The sequence below is a fragment of the Burkholderia sp. Bp9015 genome (assembly GCF_003853505.1).
Lineage (GTDB): Bacteria > Pseudomonadota > Gammaproteobacteria > Burkholderiales > Burkholderiaceae > Burkholderia.
The window spans coordinates 1-16,029 of the sequence record NZ_QTPZ01000040.1; the positions used below are offsets into that span (position 1 = coordinate 1).

Genomic DNA, 16,029 nt, shown 5'->3' on the forward strand with positions numbered 1-16,029 from the left:
AGCGCGCGCACGGCCGGGAAGGTCTTGCTGATGCCGCGCATCTCGAGCAGCGGCCGGGGGGACTCAGAACGCGACATGGTTGACCTCCTGCGATTCGGTGCGGGCGCCCTTGAGGATGCCGGCCCGTGGAGAGAAGTTGAAGAACATCGGCAGCGTCGCGGCACCGATCGCACCGGCGTCGGCGCCGAACGAGCCGCGCACGAGCGTCGGCGTGCCGCGCGCTTCCGGCGCGGTGGCGACGAGCGCCGCGCGCAGGCGGGTCGTCACCGCATCGAGCAGGCCGGCGTCGGTATCGGCGTCGAGTACGACCACCGGCGCATCGACGACGCACAGCACCGCACGCAATGCCGGCGCGAGCGCGTCGACACAGTCGTCGATCCATTCGTCGACCGCCGGCAGGCCACGCGCGATGCAGGCCTCGAGATCGGCGCGGTTCTCGACCGTCTCGCCGCAATGGCGCAGATGACGCACGAGCGCGTGCAGCGATGCGCGGGCGAGCAGGATGTCCCACGGGCCGCGGGGCGGCGGCGCGGACGCCAGCCGGCTCGGCGGAACCGGAATCACGGCGATGTCGCCGGCATTGCCGGTCACGCCGCGCAGGCAGTCGCCGTCGATCGCGATGCCGCCGCCGATCGCGGGACCGATGAACAGGTACACGAAATCGTCGCACTGCCGGCCGTACCCGTAGAACAGTTCGGCGATCGCGGCCGCGTTGCCGTCGTTTTCGCCGAACACGGGCAGCGACAGCGTGCGCCCGAGGTCGCTCGCGAAGTCGACGTCTTCCCACGCGCGGAACGTGTCGGGTGCGAGGCCGAGTTCGCGCATCCACGCGCCGAGGTTGTACGGCTGGGCGACGCCGACGCCCGTCAGGCGCGCGCGCTCATGCGTGGGGAGCAGGTCCTGCATCGCATCGATGTCGCGCCGCACGATGTCGAGCACGTCGGCGGGCGGGGGGAGCAGGCAGTCGTGGGAGCGGCGGCCGAGCACGTCGCCCGCGAAATTGACGAGCGCCGTCTCGATGCGCATCCGGTCGAGGTGGACGCCGATGCCGAACGCGCCGCGCGGATCGAGGCGGATCAGCGACGCCGGCTGGCCGCGCTGGCCCTCGGTGCGGCCGGCGGATTCGATCAGCTTCGCGTCGGCGAGCGACGCGATGATGCCGCCGACAGCCGCGCTCGTCATGTTCGCGAGACGCGCGAGGTCGGCCTTCGACGCGCTGCCCACGCGGCGCAGCGTCTTCAGCAGCAGGCGCTCGTTGTAACGGCGCACGTTGGCCGAATTGCTGCCCTGGCCGAAGTGCGGGCTTCGCATGGCGTCTCCTTCCATGTTGCGTCGAACGTCGACGCATTAAATAAATCATGTTGATTTATTTAACCGCGTGAGCGGTAGCATGTCAGCCTAGGGAAATCCCGGTTTTGTTCCGGGATGAAGGCGGGGCCCGGGTTGCCGGGGCGGGCGGCCGCCGCGTCGTGCAGCGGGGCCGGCGATGTCGAATTCGCGCGATGGATCGCGGCCGGCGCGCACGCTCGACGGACCGCCGGCCGGACTGACTCGCCGCGCAGGCCGGGGCGATTTGTCCTGATGCGCAGGTGGCGAAGGAAAGATGGCGCGTCATGCGCGTCACCGGGACGGTATGGGGCGCGGCGTGAACCTGGTATCGATTCGGCGCCGGAAATAAAAAAAGGCCGGCTGAAAGCCGACCTTTTTAGAAAACAGATGGTGCCCAGGAGAGGACTCGGTCACACGAGCGCGACCCCGGCTGCGCTTGCAAGCGCAGCCTTTCGAGTCCTCGCGCAAAGCGCGCAGGCGCTTTGCTTCCTGGGCCTGAAAAAGAAAAAGGCCGGCAGAAGCCGACCTTTTTTAAATAAGTGGTGCCCAGGAGAGGACTCGAACCTCCACGATGTTGCCACCGCTAGGACCTGAACCTAGTGCGTCTACCAATTCCGCCACCTGGGCACGTTTCGCTTGCTGCGATGCGAAGACCGCTATTCTAGCGCGTCTGAAGGATCTGTCAACAGAATTTGAGGTTACGAACGAAAATAATTTGCCGGCCTGCTTGCGATGCGAGAGGGGAGCGTGCGCGGAAACGATCGGAGTGTTCGTCGATGCGTCGTGATGGTCAGGTGCGACCATCGTGCCACGGCGAGCGTATCGATTCGGCGCCGGAAATAAAAAAAGGCCGGCTGAAAGCCGACCTTTTTAGAAAACAGATGGTGCCCAGGAGAGGACTCGGTCACACGAGCGCGACCCCGGCTGCGCTTGCAAGCGCAGCCTTTCGAGTCCTCGCGCAAAGCGCGCAGGCGCTTTGCTTCCTGGGCCTGAAAAAGAAAAAGGCCGGCAGAAGCCGACCTTTTTTAAATAAGTGGTGCCCAGGAGAGGACTCGAACCTCCACGATGTTGCCACCGCTAGGACCTGAACCTAGTGCGTCTACCAATTCCGCCACCTGGGCACGTTTCGCTTGCTGCGATGCGAAGACCGCTATTTTAGCGTGTCTGGAGCATCTGTCAACACAATTTTTCGATGGCGATCAAAATTATCGCGCGTTGCAGGTTCCGGGCATCAGGCGCCGATCGGCTCAGCACGCTTTGCCGCGAAATTCCAGCGCAGCGCTTCACCCGTGTCGACGCGGGCGGGCAGCAAACCGGCCGCGAGGAACGTATCGGCGATCTTCTGCTGCTCACCGAAGTTCTGCGTGGCCACGGTGCGCACGAGATAGCTGCGTCGTGCGTTCGCGCGCTCGATCGTCTTCGCGTCGAGTCCCCAGATCGGGGCGAGGGTATTGGCGGCCTCCTGCTGATGTTCGCGCAGCCAGGTGCCGGCTTGCGACAACTGGTCGAACACGATCTGGATGACGTCGGGGCGCGCGGCGGCAAAGCTGCTCGACGCCAGGTAATAGCGTTGGTACGACGCAAGCCCGTCGCCGTCGGCCAGAATCCGCACGTCGGGACTCGCGTCGACCGATGCGACATACGGATCCCACGTGATCCATGCATCGACGCTGCCGCGCTCGAACGCCGCGCGGCCGTCGGCCGGCGTCAGGTAGTGGATTGCGGCGTCGGCGGGGGTGAGCTTTGCGCGTGCGAGTGCGGCAAGCAGCAGGTAGTGGCTGCCGGCTGCTTTCGTGACGGCGATGCGCTTGCCCTTGAGATCGGCGAGCGTGCGCAGCGCGCTGTCGCGCTTGACGATGATGGCCTGCGCTTTCGGTGACGGCGCTTCCTGCGCGACGTATACGAAGCGCGCATGCGCGGCCTGTGCGAAGACGGGAACGGTGTCGGCCACGTCGGCACTGAAATCGACCGCACCGACGTTGAGCGCTTCGGTCAGCGGCAAGCCGCTCGCGAATTCATGCCACGACACGCGCAGGCCGAGCGGCGCAAGCGACTGCTCCAGCGTGCCGCGCGTCTTGAGCAGCGTAATGAGCGTCGACGATTTCTGGTATCCGATGCGCAACATGGAGGGTGCGTTCTCGGCGTGCGTCCGGATGCCGGCGACGCTCAGGCCGGCGGCCAGCATCGCGCGCGCGAACGCGCGGCGGTTCATCGACGTCATGGGGTGGTTCCTCGTCGGGTTCGTTGAAAGCGAGGCGGCTAACGTACCAACGGGGAGGGCAATCGATAACCGATTAATTCTGCTATCGATCGGAGTGGCGGGCATATGGCGCGGTACAGTACGCGCAATGTGCGGCCGGAAATGAAAAAAGGCCGGCTAAAAGCCGGCCTTTTTAGAAAACAGATGGTGCCCAGGACAGGACTCGGTCACACGAGCGCGACCCCGGGTGCGCTTGCAAGCGCAGCCTTTCGAGTCCTCGCGCAAAGCGCGCAGGCGCTTTGCTTCCTGGGCCTGAAAAAGAAAAAGGCCGGCAGAAGCCGACCTTTTTTAAATAAGTGGTGCCCAGGAGAGGACTCGAAAAAAATCATAAGCATTTGAATTTTATGAAAATTTCTTCTCGTCTTGAGAAATGTGTACTCTTTTATGTACTCATTTCTCCCTGGCTGAGGATGGATTCTACTGGCGTCCAAATGCTCAAAAAGCGGGGGGCAAGAATTTTGTGTTTTCGTTGCATGTTTGCAACGGAATTGGTGGCGATCCGCTCGCTGGCATCGCCCCCTTCGCTTGGAGCGGTGCTGTATGCGGCATGGATGACGACGGTCGTCGCCCCATCGCCGCCTTTACGAGGCCGGCCGTTACCGTCCCCGCTTAGCGTCCCGTTTGAGTGCAGCCTTCAACAGTTTCGATATGGGGCGCAGCAGGATGGCGCTCCGATACCATTGCTTCCGCGTTTCCGAATTTGCAGGTTCGATGGGGGAGGCGGAGTCTGATTCGGTTTGTCCCGCGTCGTCGAGCAAAGCGCGTGCTGCGCCTTCAAGACCCAGAGGGGCGAATGCACGTGGAATCCAATGCGATGCGCGCTGGACCGCCTCCGCGGTATGCGGTAGCTCTGCTGGATGATTGTGATCCTGCAGAAAAATGTAGCCTGCCAAGAGCAGCGCAAATCGGGTGGCCGGCGCGGGGTAATTGGGTGAAGTCACGTGCCCGGGAGTCGCGGGCCCGAAGATCAGGCAGAGCAGCGCGAAGGCGAGCAGCACGAGATCTATTCGATGCGTTGATCCGTGCTGTCTAGTAGAGTCTGGCGGCAAAGCTCATCGCGCTGAAGCCAGGCGGCAACCAGACCGCCCGCGCGAAAGTCCGAGTTGGACTCTTGATATGCATCACCGGCCAATGCGACATGCCCACAGAACATGTGGTTCAGTTCGTGACCGAAAGCGGCCATGGTAGTGACCTGCTCCCCGACGTGCTGGCCGGCTGGTTCGACTGTTGGCCTCGTCGTAGTCCAACATCACTTCACCGCTTTTCCTACAGAAAGCTCCGTTGAATTCGGATCGATGGCGAAATGGGCTGAGTGGTATTTCAGACGTTTCTTGCCGAAAAACAGATTGTTCTGAATAGCCTGGACGGGTGCAGGATCGTCAGAATTGTTGAATTGGTGGCGCAACGGCTTTTCTGGCACCGGTCACTTGGTGCGGGCCATCAATTTTCGGTTCATTTGATTGGAGCAAGGTGATGAAGAAAAAGCTAGCAGGACTGGGGCTGGTTGTTGGCGCATTGGCTGTTGCCGGTCAGGCGCAGGCACAAACCGCGGAAATCAAGGTCACCGGCAAGATCGTGCCGGATGCGTGCCAACTCACGCTCGGCAACGGCGGCGTCTACGATTTCGGCAACATCGCGTCGGACAAGCTCAGCCAGGACGCCACGACGAAACTCGACGCCAAGACGCAGACCGTGGCCATCTCATGCAATGCGGCCGCCAAGGTCGCGTTGAACGTGCGGGACAATCGCTCGGGTACGGCCGTTGGCGGTAAGGGCGACGACTATGAGTTCGGCCTGGGCAAGGAGAAGGCGGGCTACTACACGCTGGCTCTGAATAAAGCAGTCGGTGACAGCAATGCGCTGGACGTCGTGGTGGCTCCCGCTGGCTCCGACGCGTGGGCGCTCGATAGCACGGGCTTGATGGCGAACGGCTCGGCGCGCAAATCGTTCTCGGAATCGGGCAGCACAGCGCCCGGGGCATACAAGACCATCTCGGCCGATCTGACCGTCGCCCCGACGATCAACAAGCTTTCGGATCTGGACCTTTCCAATGGCGGTGTCGCGCTGGATGGCTCTGCGACCCTCGAACTGACCTATCTGTAAGCAGAGCGATCGAAGTTGACCGGAGCGTCGGCGGTTGCGATGGCCGGCGCTCGGGCCAATTTCTGTCGGACATTGCTGTTCGCCGGGCAAGCAGGGGTGAGGGATTTGGATAGCTGACGCTATGTGCAGTGTTCCGATTTGGCGGGTTTTTCGAAAGGCGGACATTTCGGTCGGGACTTCGCGACACTGGCGCTATCTGCTCGCGTGCTTGCTGCCGCGATATGCGTTTGCCCATGCAATTCAAATGAGTGGGATATTCAGATGAGCTTGAAGCAGTGGATTGTTCTTTCCGTGCTGGCCTGCGCGTTGTCGGGCGTAGGCGTTGCATCAGCGGCCGACCTCAGCGTCAACGGTCATGTCCGAACGGGTGGTGCTTGCAGCATGGCGTTGGGCAACGGTGGTGTCATTGATTTTGGCAATCTATCGCGACAGAAGCATTTTCCTGCTCCTGAAGTTGTGGTTAGCAGGTACGTAACGTTGACGCTTAACTGCCAGCGCCCGACCAAAGTCGGCGTCAATGTGATCGATAATCGAAAAGGTACGGGATCCGAAAATATGCCTTGGAATTTTGGCCTGGGGAATCCTGCAATCGGTAACTACGCCATTGTGCCCGGTCGTGCTCAGATCGATGGAAGGGACGGCGTCCAGATTTGGCGCAGGAACAACGGATCAACTAATTGGGACAATAAGGGTGCCTTTGCTCACTGGTGGGGTGGGAGGATGATGACCCTTTCGTGGGACGTGAGTGGGCCACAGATTGAGCCGGTGGAGTTCAAGATGTTGACGACCAGGTTGGAGATCCAGTTCGAGCCCAAATACGACTCCGCGTTCACCGACGAGTTCGTGTTCGACGGTTCCGCGACCTTGGAACTCCTGTACCTGTAACGCCCGCGCGTACTTAATCAGCCCATTTCAAAGAGTCTGAATCATGCAAATGATGAGACACGTGCTTGCTCTGACGGTGCTCGCCTTCTCGATGGCGAGCACCGTTCCTTCCCGGGCTGCCGACCTCAGCGTCAACGGTCATATCCGATCGGACGGTGCTTGCAGCATAGCGCTGCGCAACGGTGGCGTCATTGACCTGGGAAATCTATCGCGTAAGGATTTTATCGCTGGCCATCAGCAGATTTATCACGACATGCCGTTGCTGATTTACTGCCAGCACCCGACCAAAGTCGGGATCGACGTGATCGACAATCGCGCCGGCGTGCAATCGGCCGGAATGAATGGGTACGCATTCGGCCTGGGTGACCCGGCAATCGGCTATTACGTCATGAGCGGCTACGTTTCGGACGGCCACAACGCCGATGGTAGGTTCGTCCGCATGATTCGGCGCAGTAAGGACGAGACTACTTGGGGAGAGAAGGGTAGTGGCGACGTCGGCTTGGCCCCCGGCTATACCATTGCGTGGGACGTGGAGGGGCCGCAGACGGAGCCGGTGGCGTTCAAGGCACTGGCGAGCGGGTTGGGGTTCCGGTTCTACTTCAGGGACGACATCGCGTTTACCGACGAGCTCGAGATCGACGGCTCCGTCACACTGGAACTGCGCTACCTGTAACGCCAAATCGTTACAAGCATCGCGCCTGGCGTCGGCCGTCGGGCCAACGCAGCGATCGATCTCGCTGCCCCCTTGAATTTCCTCGCCCTCCCGGGCGTAACGGTCATTCCTGTCCATTAAATCCATTTAAGTTGGATTCCTAATTATGTTTAGTAGCGCCCTGCATTTCCTGTCATGGCCTGTTTCCCGTCCCCAGTCTTTTTCGTCCTGCCGGTACGCACTGTCGAAGGCCGTACTGATGGCGGGACTGCCAATCCTCCTGAGCATGCGGGCCGTTGCACTGGCCTCTGGCGTCCTGCCTGAATCTTCCGTGGTGATTCTGAACGAGTCGGACGGCGAAACCACCATGAACGTGAAGAACACAGAGTCGATTCCGCTGCTGCTGCATACGGCCATACAGAACACACCGGAAGACCAGGAGTTGCTGGTCGTGGCGGTGCCGCCGGTGAGCCGGGTGGAAGGTCAGGATACCCAGCTGGTTCGCTTCCTGCTGCAAAGCCCGGCGCCGCTGCGGGTGCAGCGGCTCAAGCGCGTGACGTTCGAGGGTATTCCGCCCAAAGGCCCGGACGGCAAGGCGCGCATCAGCATGACGATCCGCCAGAACCTGCCGCTGATCGTGCATCCGGCCAAGCTCGCGAAGCACACCTCGCCCTGGACGCTACTGCAGTGGTCGGTGGCCGACGGCAAGCTGCGCGTGCGCAACGACAGCCCGTATGTGGTGCGTCTGGGGCAGGGTGTGCAACTTCTGCCGGACAAGACCGCCGTGGATCTGGGTAAGACGTATGTGCTTCCCGAAAGCACCGTGGAGGTCTCGTTGCCGCCGGGGGCGGGGGCACGGACAACCGGCGTCAAGCTGTCGCCCGCGACGATCTACGGCTACGAGGTTGATACCTACGACGCGCCGCTCGTCAACGCCGCGACGCAACAGTAATGCGGTCCGACCGTACGCCGCGCCGAAAACGGCGCCACCGCGAATCGGGCGTGTACTGCAGCGGGACGGCCGCGTCGCTGTTGATGCTGCTGGCCGGTGCCTATCCGCCACGGGCGCATGCGCAGGCGGCTGCGCCGCCTGACGCAGCGCCTGCCGCGCAAACGACCACCGCCCAAACCACGGCCGATTCGGTCGCTGCCGATGCGGCCTTCGACACGAGCATCTTGCAGCAGCGCGGGCTCGATCCGCAGATCGCCGACTATTTTCGCGCCGCGCCACGTTATCGTCCCGGCCACAGCCGCGTTGTTGTGTACGTCAACGACATTCGGCGCGGGCGGATCAATACGCGCTTCGACGAAGACGGCGCGCTGTGCTTCGACAAAACCTTCCTTGGGGCGGCCGGCCTGGTCGTGCCCGACGCGAAGTACGCGGTGGACGGCGATGTCGGCCTCGACACCTGCTACGACTTCGCGCGGGCCTTCCCCGGCACGGAAGTGACGCTCAAGCCCGGGCGGGAAGAAGTGCGGCTGGTCGTGCCGACAACGGCGTTGCGTCAGGCGGTGGCGGACTTTTCCGGCTACAGCAGGGGGGGCAATGCGGCGCTGCTCAACTACGAGCTGATGGCCATGCGCAGCGAAGCGAGCGGCATGCCGGGCTCGAACTTCCTGTCGCTCAATTCCGAACTCGGCGTGAACGCAGGCGACTGGATCCTGCGCAGCCGTGCCTACTCGCAAAGCCAGGATCACTCAGGGTTTCAAAGCCGACACCTCTATGCCTACGGCCAGCGAACCTGGCTGCGGCTGGGTGCCACGGTGCAGGGTGGGCAGATCAATATCGCCAATTCGGTGCTCACCGGCGCGCCACTGACCGGCATCCAGATTTTTCCAGATGCCGCGTTGAGCAAGCAGGAGCGCAACGTCGTCATGGTCGAGGGCGTGGCGCAATCGCAGGCGCGCGTCGAGGTGCGCCAGGCGGGCGGGTTGATCTATACCACGGTCGTGCCGGTCGGCCCGTTCGCGCTGACCGACCTGCCGCTGCTCAACAACAGCAGCGACCTGGAGGTGACCGTCATCGAATCCGATGGCGCGCGGCGCAGCTTTGTCGTGCCTGCCGCGTCGATCAGTGCGGGAACTCTCGGACAGCGGCCGGGCTATGCTTTCGCGATCGGCAAGAGCCGCAATCTCGACGGCAACAAGGCCCGTAGTCCGTGGGTGGCGAGCGCGAGCGGTAGCTGGGCGCTGGGGCGGCGAAACAACGTTGGCGCCGCCGCGCTGTTCGCTCCCGGATACCAGGCCGCCAGCTGGGGCGTGGATATGCGCGTGTCGTCGTCGAGCAGCGTCAAGCTGCAGCAGCGCGCCTCGCTGCAGGCCAGGAAGTCGGGTACGCAGGGCGAGGTCTCGGGCATTTTCGGCGGCCTGCACGAGAACCTGAGCATGAGTTTCAGCAGTGCGTACCAGAGCAGCGGCTACCGCACGCTGGACGACTTTACCGTGGATGCCGGCCAGCCCGGGTTTGCTGCTTCGCGCTTCCGGAGCCGGCATACCGCGGCCGTGGCTTGGTCCGATTCCAGGCTGGGCGGTTTGACGTTCGGCTACACATTCTCCAACCAGCAGAACGGGGAGCGCACCCAGCGGCTGAACTTTTCCTGGGGCAAGAGCTTCGCCTTCGGCACCGTGTCGCTGAACGTGGAGCGCGACCTCAGCCCGCGCCGGGAAACCCGGTCTTACGGCAGCAGAGCCTACGACAGGCCCGACAACACCTATTACGTGTCGCTGAGCATCCCGTTCGGCAAGCGCAGCGTCCGTACCTATGCAAGCAACACGAGCGGCTATACGCGCTTCGGTGCCAACTACAACGAGCGGATCGGCGATCGCCTGAATTACTCGCTGAACGCGGAGCGCAACACGCGTGACCGGAGCAACGCCGTGTCGGGCCAAGCGGCCGCGACGTCGCGCATCGCTCAAGTCAACCTGGGGTTTTCCGATACCGGCCAGCGCGCCCGCTCGTATTACGGCGGCGCCTCGGGCGGCGTGGTGCTGCACGCAAACGGGGTCACGCTTTCGCCCTATCCGGTGCAGGACACGTTCGGCATCGTGTCGGCATCGGGCGTTTCGAACGTGAAAATCAACACGCCGCAGGGGCCGGTATGGACCGACTTCTGGGGGCGTGCCGTGGTGCCTCGGCTCTCCGCGTATAGCAGCAATCGTGTGGAGGTGATGACCGGCACCTTGCCGCGCAATATCGACATCGGCAACGGCTTCCACCAGGTCGACCCCGGGCGCGGTTCGGTGAACCGGATCGACTTCGAGCTCACCCGCGTGCGTCGGGTGCTGCTCAACGCGCGCGACTCCGAGGGCAATCCGCTGCCCTCCGGCACCTATGTGCTGGACGGCCGCCAGAAGTATGTCGGCATGGTGCTTGAGCAGGGGCAGGTGTTTCTCAATGACGGTGCCGGGGCCGATGCGTTGACCGTGGCATTGCCGGACGGCAGGCAGTGCCTGTTGAAGTATGTGCTGCCCGAGCGGCCAGTTCCCGGCACCCTGTTCGAAAGCGCCGATGCCCGTTGCACATTCCAATGAGACCGCTGGCCTTGAGAGACGACATGTTGCGACAACTGAAATTTGTCCGCCGGTGCGCGTGGGCAATGTGTGCGGGCTTGATCATGAGCAGCGCCGCGATGGCGGCGGACAATTGTCAGGTGCATGCCGGGCATGCGCAGCTGGACTACGGTGCTCAGTACCGGCGGACCATCCTGGCGCAGCCCGCATCGGCCCAGGGGCACTCGTTGGGAAAACGCCTGGTTTCCGTGAGCGTCGTCTGCAAGGACCCGGTGCGCATGGCGATTTTCCTGCGCGGTGATGCACGGGATGAGAGCGCGTTCCGGTTTGGTTCGCAGGGCGTTCTTTCAGTGGTGGCCGGCGACGCGAATCTGGATGGCAGGTCCGTTGCGCTGGGCAGCGTGGAACATGCCGGCCAGCAACCCTCGGAGCAGGCCGGCAAAGCCAGCTTGCATCCGAACAAGGGCGTCGTCGTGTTGGAGCAAGGCGTGCCGGCGACGGGCAGCCGATTGGCCCTGCAACTGGAACTGGATCCCATGATTCCCCGCGCCTCGATCGAAGTCGTCAACAGCGAATCCGATTGGTCCAGTAGCCACTTCCTGGAGCTGGTCCCGTTCTGAAGCCGATCGAGCGTCGGGGATGCAAGTGTCGGCGGAGCGGTGAACCAGGCAGCCGCGCGGTGCACGCTGAGGTTTCCATACCTAGGATATCGCTATGCCATTGCGCTGCGCGACCTTCACAAGCTCGACCACATTCGTGGCATTGAGTTTGTTCATGAGACTTACCTTATAGGTACTCACCGTCTTGTGACTGAGCATCAGCGTGCGCCCGATTTGCTGGTTGTTCATTCCCTTGACCAACAGACCGAGGATCGTCATTTCGCGGGCGGTGAGCCCATCAAGCTCTGCGGCAGGGCCTTTGCCTTCGTTCGTTGCGACCTCCTGCAAGTTTTCGCGAACCATATCGGTGACCATTCGCGGGAAGTACGAATAGCCGGCAAGCACCGCCTTGACGGCTTCGGATATTTCATTTAGCCCACCGTCCTTGCTGACAAAGCCGGACGCGCCAGCTTGCAGACAACGCATCGCATAGTTGCGCGTGTCGCCAGAGGTGAGCACCAGAATGCTGGGGGCGAGCTTGTCGCCGTGCAGGCGCTCCATGACCGAGAAACCGTCCAGATCGGGAATGACCAGATCCAGAACCACCAGATCGGGCTTAAGTGTGCGAACGGCCTGAACGCCGTCCGCCCCCGTTTGGCATTCCGCGACGACCTCATAGCCGTCACGCTCCAGCAGTGCTCGAACGGCCATTCGAACCACCGGATGGTCGTCCACAACCACAATACGAGGATTCACGGTCCCCTCTACTCTCAATTGATCTTATTTAGCCGAACACACCGTCGGTAGCCTGGCGGCTCCTTCGGTCTTTGGGTGATGCAGTAGTCCAAGTGCCACCGGCACCGGTTTCTCCAAAGGCGCCATGCAGGGCACCGAGCGGTCGTTTGGATGATTTTGACGATTACCTTACAGTGGGATGCTTTGGGGCTGAAAGGTCACTGCCGCCGTCTCGTGGGCGGTGTTCCGCCAGCCGACAACGCTGCGGCTTTCTCCTCCGGTTAGCGGGCAGTTCATCGGCTCGCTGCGTTCGAAGATGAAATGTTGCAAACCGTGGCGGGGGAGCGGGAGCAGATATCCGAATCGAATTCAGACTGTTGCGAAATAGTCTGAGCAGAATTCGAGACATGTCCCGGAGAAAAACAGATTGTTCCGAATAGCCTGGGCCGGCACAGGGTCGGCAGACTTGTCGACTTGGTGGCTCAATGGCGTTGCTGGTACCGGTACGCTTGGCGCATGCCATTTCCCGGTTCTTCGGATCGTCGGCGCAGCGCGCGCCGTCACGATTTGAAGGGCATTCCGATTCGAATGAGAGGGGATGGGTATTCAGATGAATTTGAAACAGTGGAGTGTTCTTTCCGTGCTGGCCGGCATGTTGTCGAGCCCGGGTGTGACGTCGGCTGTCGACCTCAGTGTCAACGGTCAAGTTCGATCGGACAGCGCTTGCGGCATAGCGCTGGGCAATGGCGGAGTCGTCGACCTGGGCAATCTGTCGCGAAAGGATATTGGTCGAATGGTATCGGATCGCAGCAGAAGTATGTCGTTGAGGATTAACTGCCAGCAGCCGACCAAGGTTGGGTTCACAGTGATCGACAATCGCGCCGGTACGGTGCCACCCGGACAGTTGCCCTATCAAGGCAATTTCGGTCTGGGCAATCCTGCTATCGGCTTCTACAAGATGTTTCGCTATAGTTCGCGCGTCGAGGCCGATGGGAGGTCCGTCCTCCCGATTCAGCGTCTTAAAGACAGTAAGACTTGGAATGGACCGGGGCCTGGCTATTACTACGGTATCGCGCCCATCTCTATCATGTCGTGGGGCGAGCAGGGGCCGCAGAAGGAGCCGATGGCGTTCAAGATACTGACGGACGCGTTGTATATCGAGCTCCATTTTCAGGACGACATCGCGTTCACCGACGAGCTCGAGATCGACGGCTCAACGACCTTGGAACTGTTGTACCTGTAGCGTACGCACGCCGCTGGCCCCCGCCATTTCAAAGAGGCCGCGATAAGGAATCGGAAAGTGCTGCGGTTGCTCGCCGAGCCCCAGCGAACGTCGGCAGATCGCCTGAATCGCTTCGACAAGTGTAGCGGCGAATGCGCCGTCGCCACCGCGGCTAACTTGAATTAACTCCTCTCGGTTCCTCTAAAGGACTATCAGAGAAAAGCGAGGAGTCCTCTGCATTCCTCGGTTATCAAGACGGCATTAGGATGGTGTTGCCGATAGATAATAATTATCTAAGCGGGCAGCGTTCTGCGCCTTGGGCATGCAGCCGCTGGCAGGCTGGGAGTACGCCCGGGCGCTCGCCGCAGCATGCCCATTGAAGCTGAGTTGGGAGACAGGGAGGGAAAAATTAGCGAAGGAGTACCAGGACAGCAATGTCTATGAGGCCGCGAAGGCAAGAATTCGAATGGTGTTCCAGCACTTCGAACAGGTCTGCGTGGCGTTTTCAGCGGGCAAGTCAGCTCGCGGCCGACCTCCAGCGCCAACTGCAGCGTGACGGAGCTGTCCTGATGCAGTTGCACCATCACTCCAAGGTTGTCGCGAAGAAGTGGAGAAAGACTGCTGACAGGTTCTGTCACTGGGCCGCCCTACACTGGCTGCTCCATTGACTGACGAACCTTGTGACAGGGAGCCATGCGCCTTTACTACCACCCTCGCTCAACTTGCCGCCGCCGCGTACTGAAGACGTGAATCCTCCAAGGCCACCCTCTGGCCGCTCTTCACTCACATTAGGATTTACACAATGGCAGATGCAGTTGTCATTCGGCCTGGCCAGGTAAATGGCGCGGGTGGAGTTGCACACGCGCCGCATAGTCTCCGGACGGGTCAAGTGCAAGTAGCCAGGCACGAAAACGTCGTAGCCACAAAGCGACCGTTTGGCGTGTCATGCCAAGATCAGCGGCGACCGCGTCAAGAGTGCGCTCCTGGGACAGGCATCGCACAAAATCGAACAGATTGTCCCTTGGATGGATGTGGTGGAGAGGCGTGCCCAGTGTACGGGTGAAACCCTTGTGACATGTGTCGCACACGAAGTAGGGAAGTGTGCGGCTGGGGCTTGCGCGATGAACAAGACGCGTCGCGAAGCTCGTACAGCGCGGGCATGAAGGGGCTGTAGTGTCCGTCGAAAGGACATGCTCAATGGCGGAGAAGAGAAACGTGGTCAACTCAGGATCGTGAGCACCGCGACGCGGTGCGCCTTCGGTCCCCACATGAAATTGCCCACGCCGAAATCGATCAATTTCCCCGATGCTGATTGACCATTGCTTCATGAGGTCAACGATCTGATTGAGCGCCGGTTTAATCTCGCGTTGGCGAGCGATCTTGATTTTTGCATCGAGATAGGCGAGTTCGCCCCGTAATTCTGCCACTGTCTTCTTCATCGGTTCCGTCCAAAGACCAGCCATTTCTTAATTGTTCGGATGATTCGCTGCAGGTCGTCGACACATCCCCTAGGGTCCCAGACATAGGTGACCCAGGCACCGTAGGGCTCGTCTTCAACTGCCCGGGGCGTACTGGTCAAAGACTTCCTGCCCCGTCATCTTGCGGGTCTCGTTCCTGAGCTCGCAGTACGAGGGTTTTTCGTCGATGAAAATTTTCGTGGCGAGCAGGAACGGCTCGTCCTGGAAGATGCCGACCGACAGCACGTACTCATTGCCCGGCAGCAGGTGGTAGAACAGGTGCGTGCCGCACTTGGCGCAAAAGCCGCGCTCCGCCCATCCGGACGACCTGTAGACGGCGGGCGCATCGCCCGAGAACTGAACGTCCGAGCCGCAATGAACCGAAAACATGGGGCCGCCCGTCCACCGCCGGCAGGTGGTGCAGTGGCACAGGCCAGCTTCGTGGTGGTTCTGGGCCGTCACTTCGATCGCGCCGCACAGGCAAGTGCCTTTCATACTCATTCCCTACAAGTTGGTCGCTGCATCGGATGGGTAGCTCGCCTGTACGTCAAGCAAGGCTGGCAGCGTGCCAGCCTTGCCATTAGGCAGAGTTACGCAGAATCAGGCGGATTTAGCCTTCCTGCGGCTTGCGCCAGTCGTCCGATGCCTCGGTGCCGGCGATGGCATGGGTCCAGGTGATCTTGCGGTAGGCCATGGCCACCTTGACCAGTTGGGTGTACGCAGCCTTGTTCGGGTCCTGCGCGTGCGGCAGCACGGTGTTGATGTTGACGATGGTGGCGTCTTCGAGCTTGGTGGTGAAGAAGTGCTCCTGCTTGCCCTCGGTCGAGGTGCGGTACCACTTCACTTCCACGTCAGGCAGCATCTCGCCAGAGGCCAGGGCCTGGTACAGCAGCGGCGTGGCCTTGTTGAGCGGCGCGGTGAAGATGAACGGCTTGTGCACGCGCTGGCCCGACGGCTGGCCGCTTTGCGGGTCGGTCGGCGTCGCGATCAGGTGTTCGATTTCCTGGACCAGGATCTGGTCTTCATGACCTTCCTGGTACACGTTGCCGACGGAATCGGCGGTGAAGGCGCCCTGGGTGATGTTGCCTTGGGTCTTGCCCTGGATGCTGATATAGGCGGGTGTAGGCATGGCTTTTTACTCCGTTTTGTAATGGCGGGCCCCCATGGCCCGATGCGCCATCAGTGATAGCAACAACTACATCGCAATCGTTATGCCAGGTTGCCGTTTTTGTAAAATATATATGTAAATCAATGGTTTATGATTCGGTTGGGCGTGT

Annotated in this window: 15 protein-coding genes and 2 tRNA genes; 7 read left to right on the plus strand and 10 right to left on the minus strand. The window is 61.4% G+C overall.

Translation table 11 applies throughout. The features are described from left to right. Nucleotides 1–63: 63 nt before the first annotated feature. The 6 genes from DIE12_RS31225 to DIE12_RS38265 form a co-directional block, all read right to left on the minus strand. A complete protein-coding gene (locus DIE12_RS31225; protein WP_124522267.1) occupies nt 64–1,311 on the minus strand; it encodes an ROK family transcriptional regulator in 1,248 nt (415 codons plus the stop codon). A 558-nt stretch (nt 1,312–1,869) separates the two neighbouring features. Further along, a tRNA-Leu gene (locus DIE12_RS31230) sits at nt 1,870–1,956 on the minus strand. Nucleotides 1,957–2,363: 407 nt separating this feature from the next. Beyond that, nucleotides 2,364–2,450 (minus strand) — tRNA-Leu (locus tag DIE12_RS31235). A gap of 110 nt (nt 2,451–2,560) precedes the next feature. Continuing rightward, on the minus strand, nt 2,561–3,550 hold the full coding sequence (locus DIE12_RS31240; RefSeq protein WP_124485711.1) for an aliphatic sulfonate ABC transporter substrate-binding protein: 990 nt from the start codon (nt 3,548–3,550) through the stop codon (nt 2,561–2,563). A 635-nt stretch (nt 3,551–4,185) separates the two neighbouring features. Beyond that, the gene (locus DIE12_RS31245; RefSeq protein WP_124522266.1) at nt 4,186–4,587 is read right to left on the minus strand and encodes a hypothetical protein; all 402 of its coding nucleotides are present in this window, start codon (nt 4,585–4,587) and stop codon (nt 4,186–4,188) included. A gap of 251 nt (nt 4,588–4,838) precedes the next feature. Continuing rightward, nucleotides 4,839–5,009 carry a hypothetical protein gene (locus DIE12_RS38265; RefSeq protein ID WP_185640995.1) on the minus strand — a complete coding sequence of 57 codons (171 nt, stop codon included), beginning with the start codon at nt 5,007–5,009 and terminating at the stop codon, nt 4,839–4,841. Between the two features lie 53 nt (nt 5,010–5,062). On the opposite strand from DIE12_RS38265, the gene DIE12_RS31250 reads away from it, so the two are divergent. The 6 genes from DIE12_RS31250 to DIE12_RS31275 all read left to right on the plus strand — a co-directional run bounded on the left by DIE12_RS31250 (nt 5,063) and on the right by DIE12_RS31275 (nt 11,359). Beyond that, nucleotides 5,063–5,692: a DUF1120 domain-containing protein gene (locus DIE12_RS31250; protein ID WP_124485709.1), complete on the plus strand. Its 630-nt coding sequence runs from the start codon at nt 5,063–5,065 to the stop codon at nt 5,690–5,692. 261 nt (nt 5,693–5,953) lie between these two features. Further along, on the plus strand, nt 5,954–6,577 hold the full coding sequence (locus tag DIE12_RS31255) for a DUF1120 domain-containing protein (protein ID WP_124485708.1): 624 nt from the start codon (nt 5,954–5,956) through the stop codon (nt 6,575–6,577). A 43-nt stretch (nt 6,578–6,620) separates the two neighbouring features. Beyond that, on the plus strand, nt 6,621–7,250 hold the full coding sequence (locus DIE12_RS31260; RefSeq protein WP_124522264.1) for a DUF1120 domain-containing protein: 630 nt from the start codon (nt 6,621–6,623) through the stop codon (nt 7,248–7,250). A gap of 238 nt (nt 7,251–7,488) precedes the next feature. Continuing rightward, on the plus strand, nt 7,489–8,181 hold the full coding sequence (locus DIE12_RS31265) for a fimbria/pilus chaperone family protein (protein WP_185640994.1): 693 nt from the start codon (nt 7,489–7,491) through the stop codon (nt 8,179–8,181). Continuing rightward, nucleotides 8,181–10,760 (plus strand): fimbria/pilus outer membrane usher protein, encoded by a 2,580-nt coding sequence (locus tag DIE12_RS31270; RefSeq protein ID WP_124522261.1) that lies wholly within the window; start codon nt 8,181–8,183, stop codon nt 10,758–10,760. Before DIE12_RS31265 ends, DIE12_RS31270 begins: the two co-directional genes overlap by 1 nt. Before the next feature lie 23 nt (nt 10,761–10,783). After that, nucleotides 10,784–11,359: a hypothetical protein gene (locus DIE12_RS31275; protein WP_124485704.1), complete on the plus strand. Its 576-nt coding sequence runs from the start codon at nt 10,784–10,786 to the stop codon at nt 11,357–11,359. Between the two features lie 81 nt (nt 11,360–11,440). Here the strand turns inward: DIE12_RS31275 and DIE12_RS31280 are convergent, their stop codons facing one another. Further along, nucleotides 11,441–12,094 carry a response regulator transcription factor gene (locus DIE12_RS31280; RefSeq protein WP_124522259.1) on the minus strand — a complete coding sequence of 218 codons (654 nt, stop codon included), beginning with the start codon at nt 12,092–12,094 and terminating at the stop codon, nt 11,441–11,443. Between the two features lie 577 nt (nt 12,095–12,671). On the opposite strand from DIE12_RS31280, the gene DIE12_RS31285 reads away from it, so the two are divergent. Next, the gene (locus tag DIE12_RS31285) at nt 12,672–13,316 is read left to right on the plus strand and encodes a DUF1120 domain-containing protein (RefSeq protein ID WP_124485702.1); all 645 of its coding nucleotides are present in this window, start codon (nt 12,672–12,674) and stop codon (nt 13,314–13,316) included. A 797-nt stretch (nt 13,317–14,113) separates the two neighbouring features. On the opposite strand, the gene DIE12_RS31290 is transcribed toward DIE12_RS31285, so the two are convergent. The 3 genes from DIE12_RS31290 to DIE12_RS31300 form a co-directional block, all read right to left on the minus strand. Continuing rightward, entirely contained in the window at nt 14,114–14,734 is a 621-nt protein-coding gene (locus tag DIE12_RS31290) for a DUF746 domain-containing protein (protein WP_185640993.1), read from the minus strand. A 114-nt stretch (nt 14,735–14,848) separates the two neighbouring features. Next, a complete protein-coding gene (locus DIE12_RS31295) occupies nt 14,849–15,247 on the minus strand; it encodes a GFA family protein (protein WP_124522255.1) in 399 nt (132 codons plus the stop codon). Nucleotides 15,248–15,362: 115 nt separating this feature from the next. Further along, nucleotides 15,363–15,881 (minus strand): Hcp family type VI secretion system effector, encoded by a 519-nt coding sequence (locus DIE12_RS31300; RefSeq protein ID WP_060060971.1) that lies wholly within the window; start codon nt 15,879–15,881, stop codon nt 15,363–15,365. Nucleotides 15,882–16,029 lie beyond the last annotated feature (148 nt).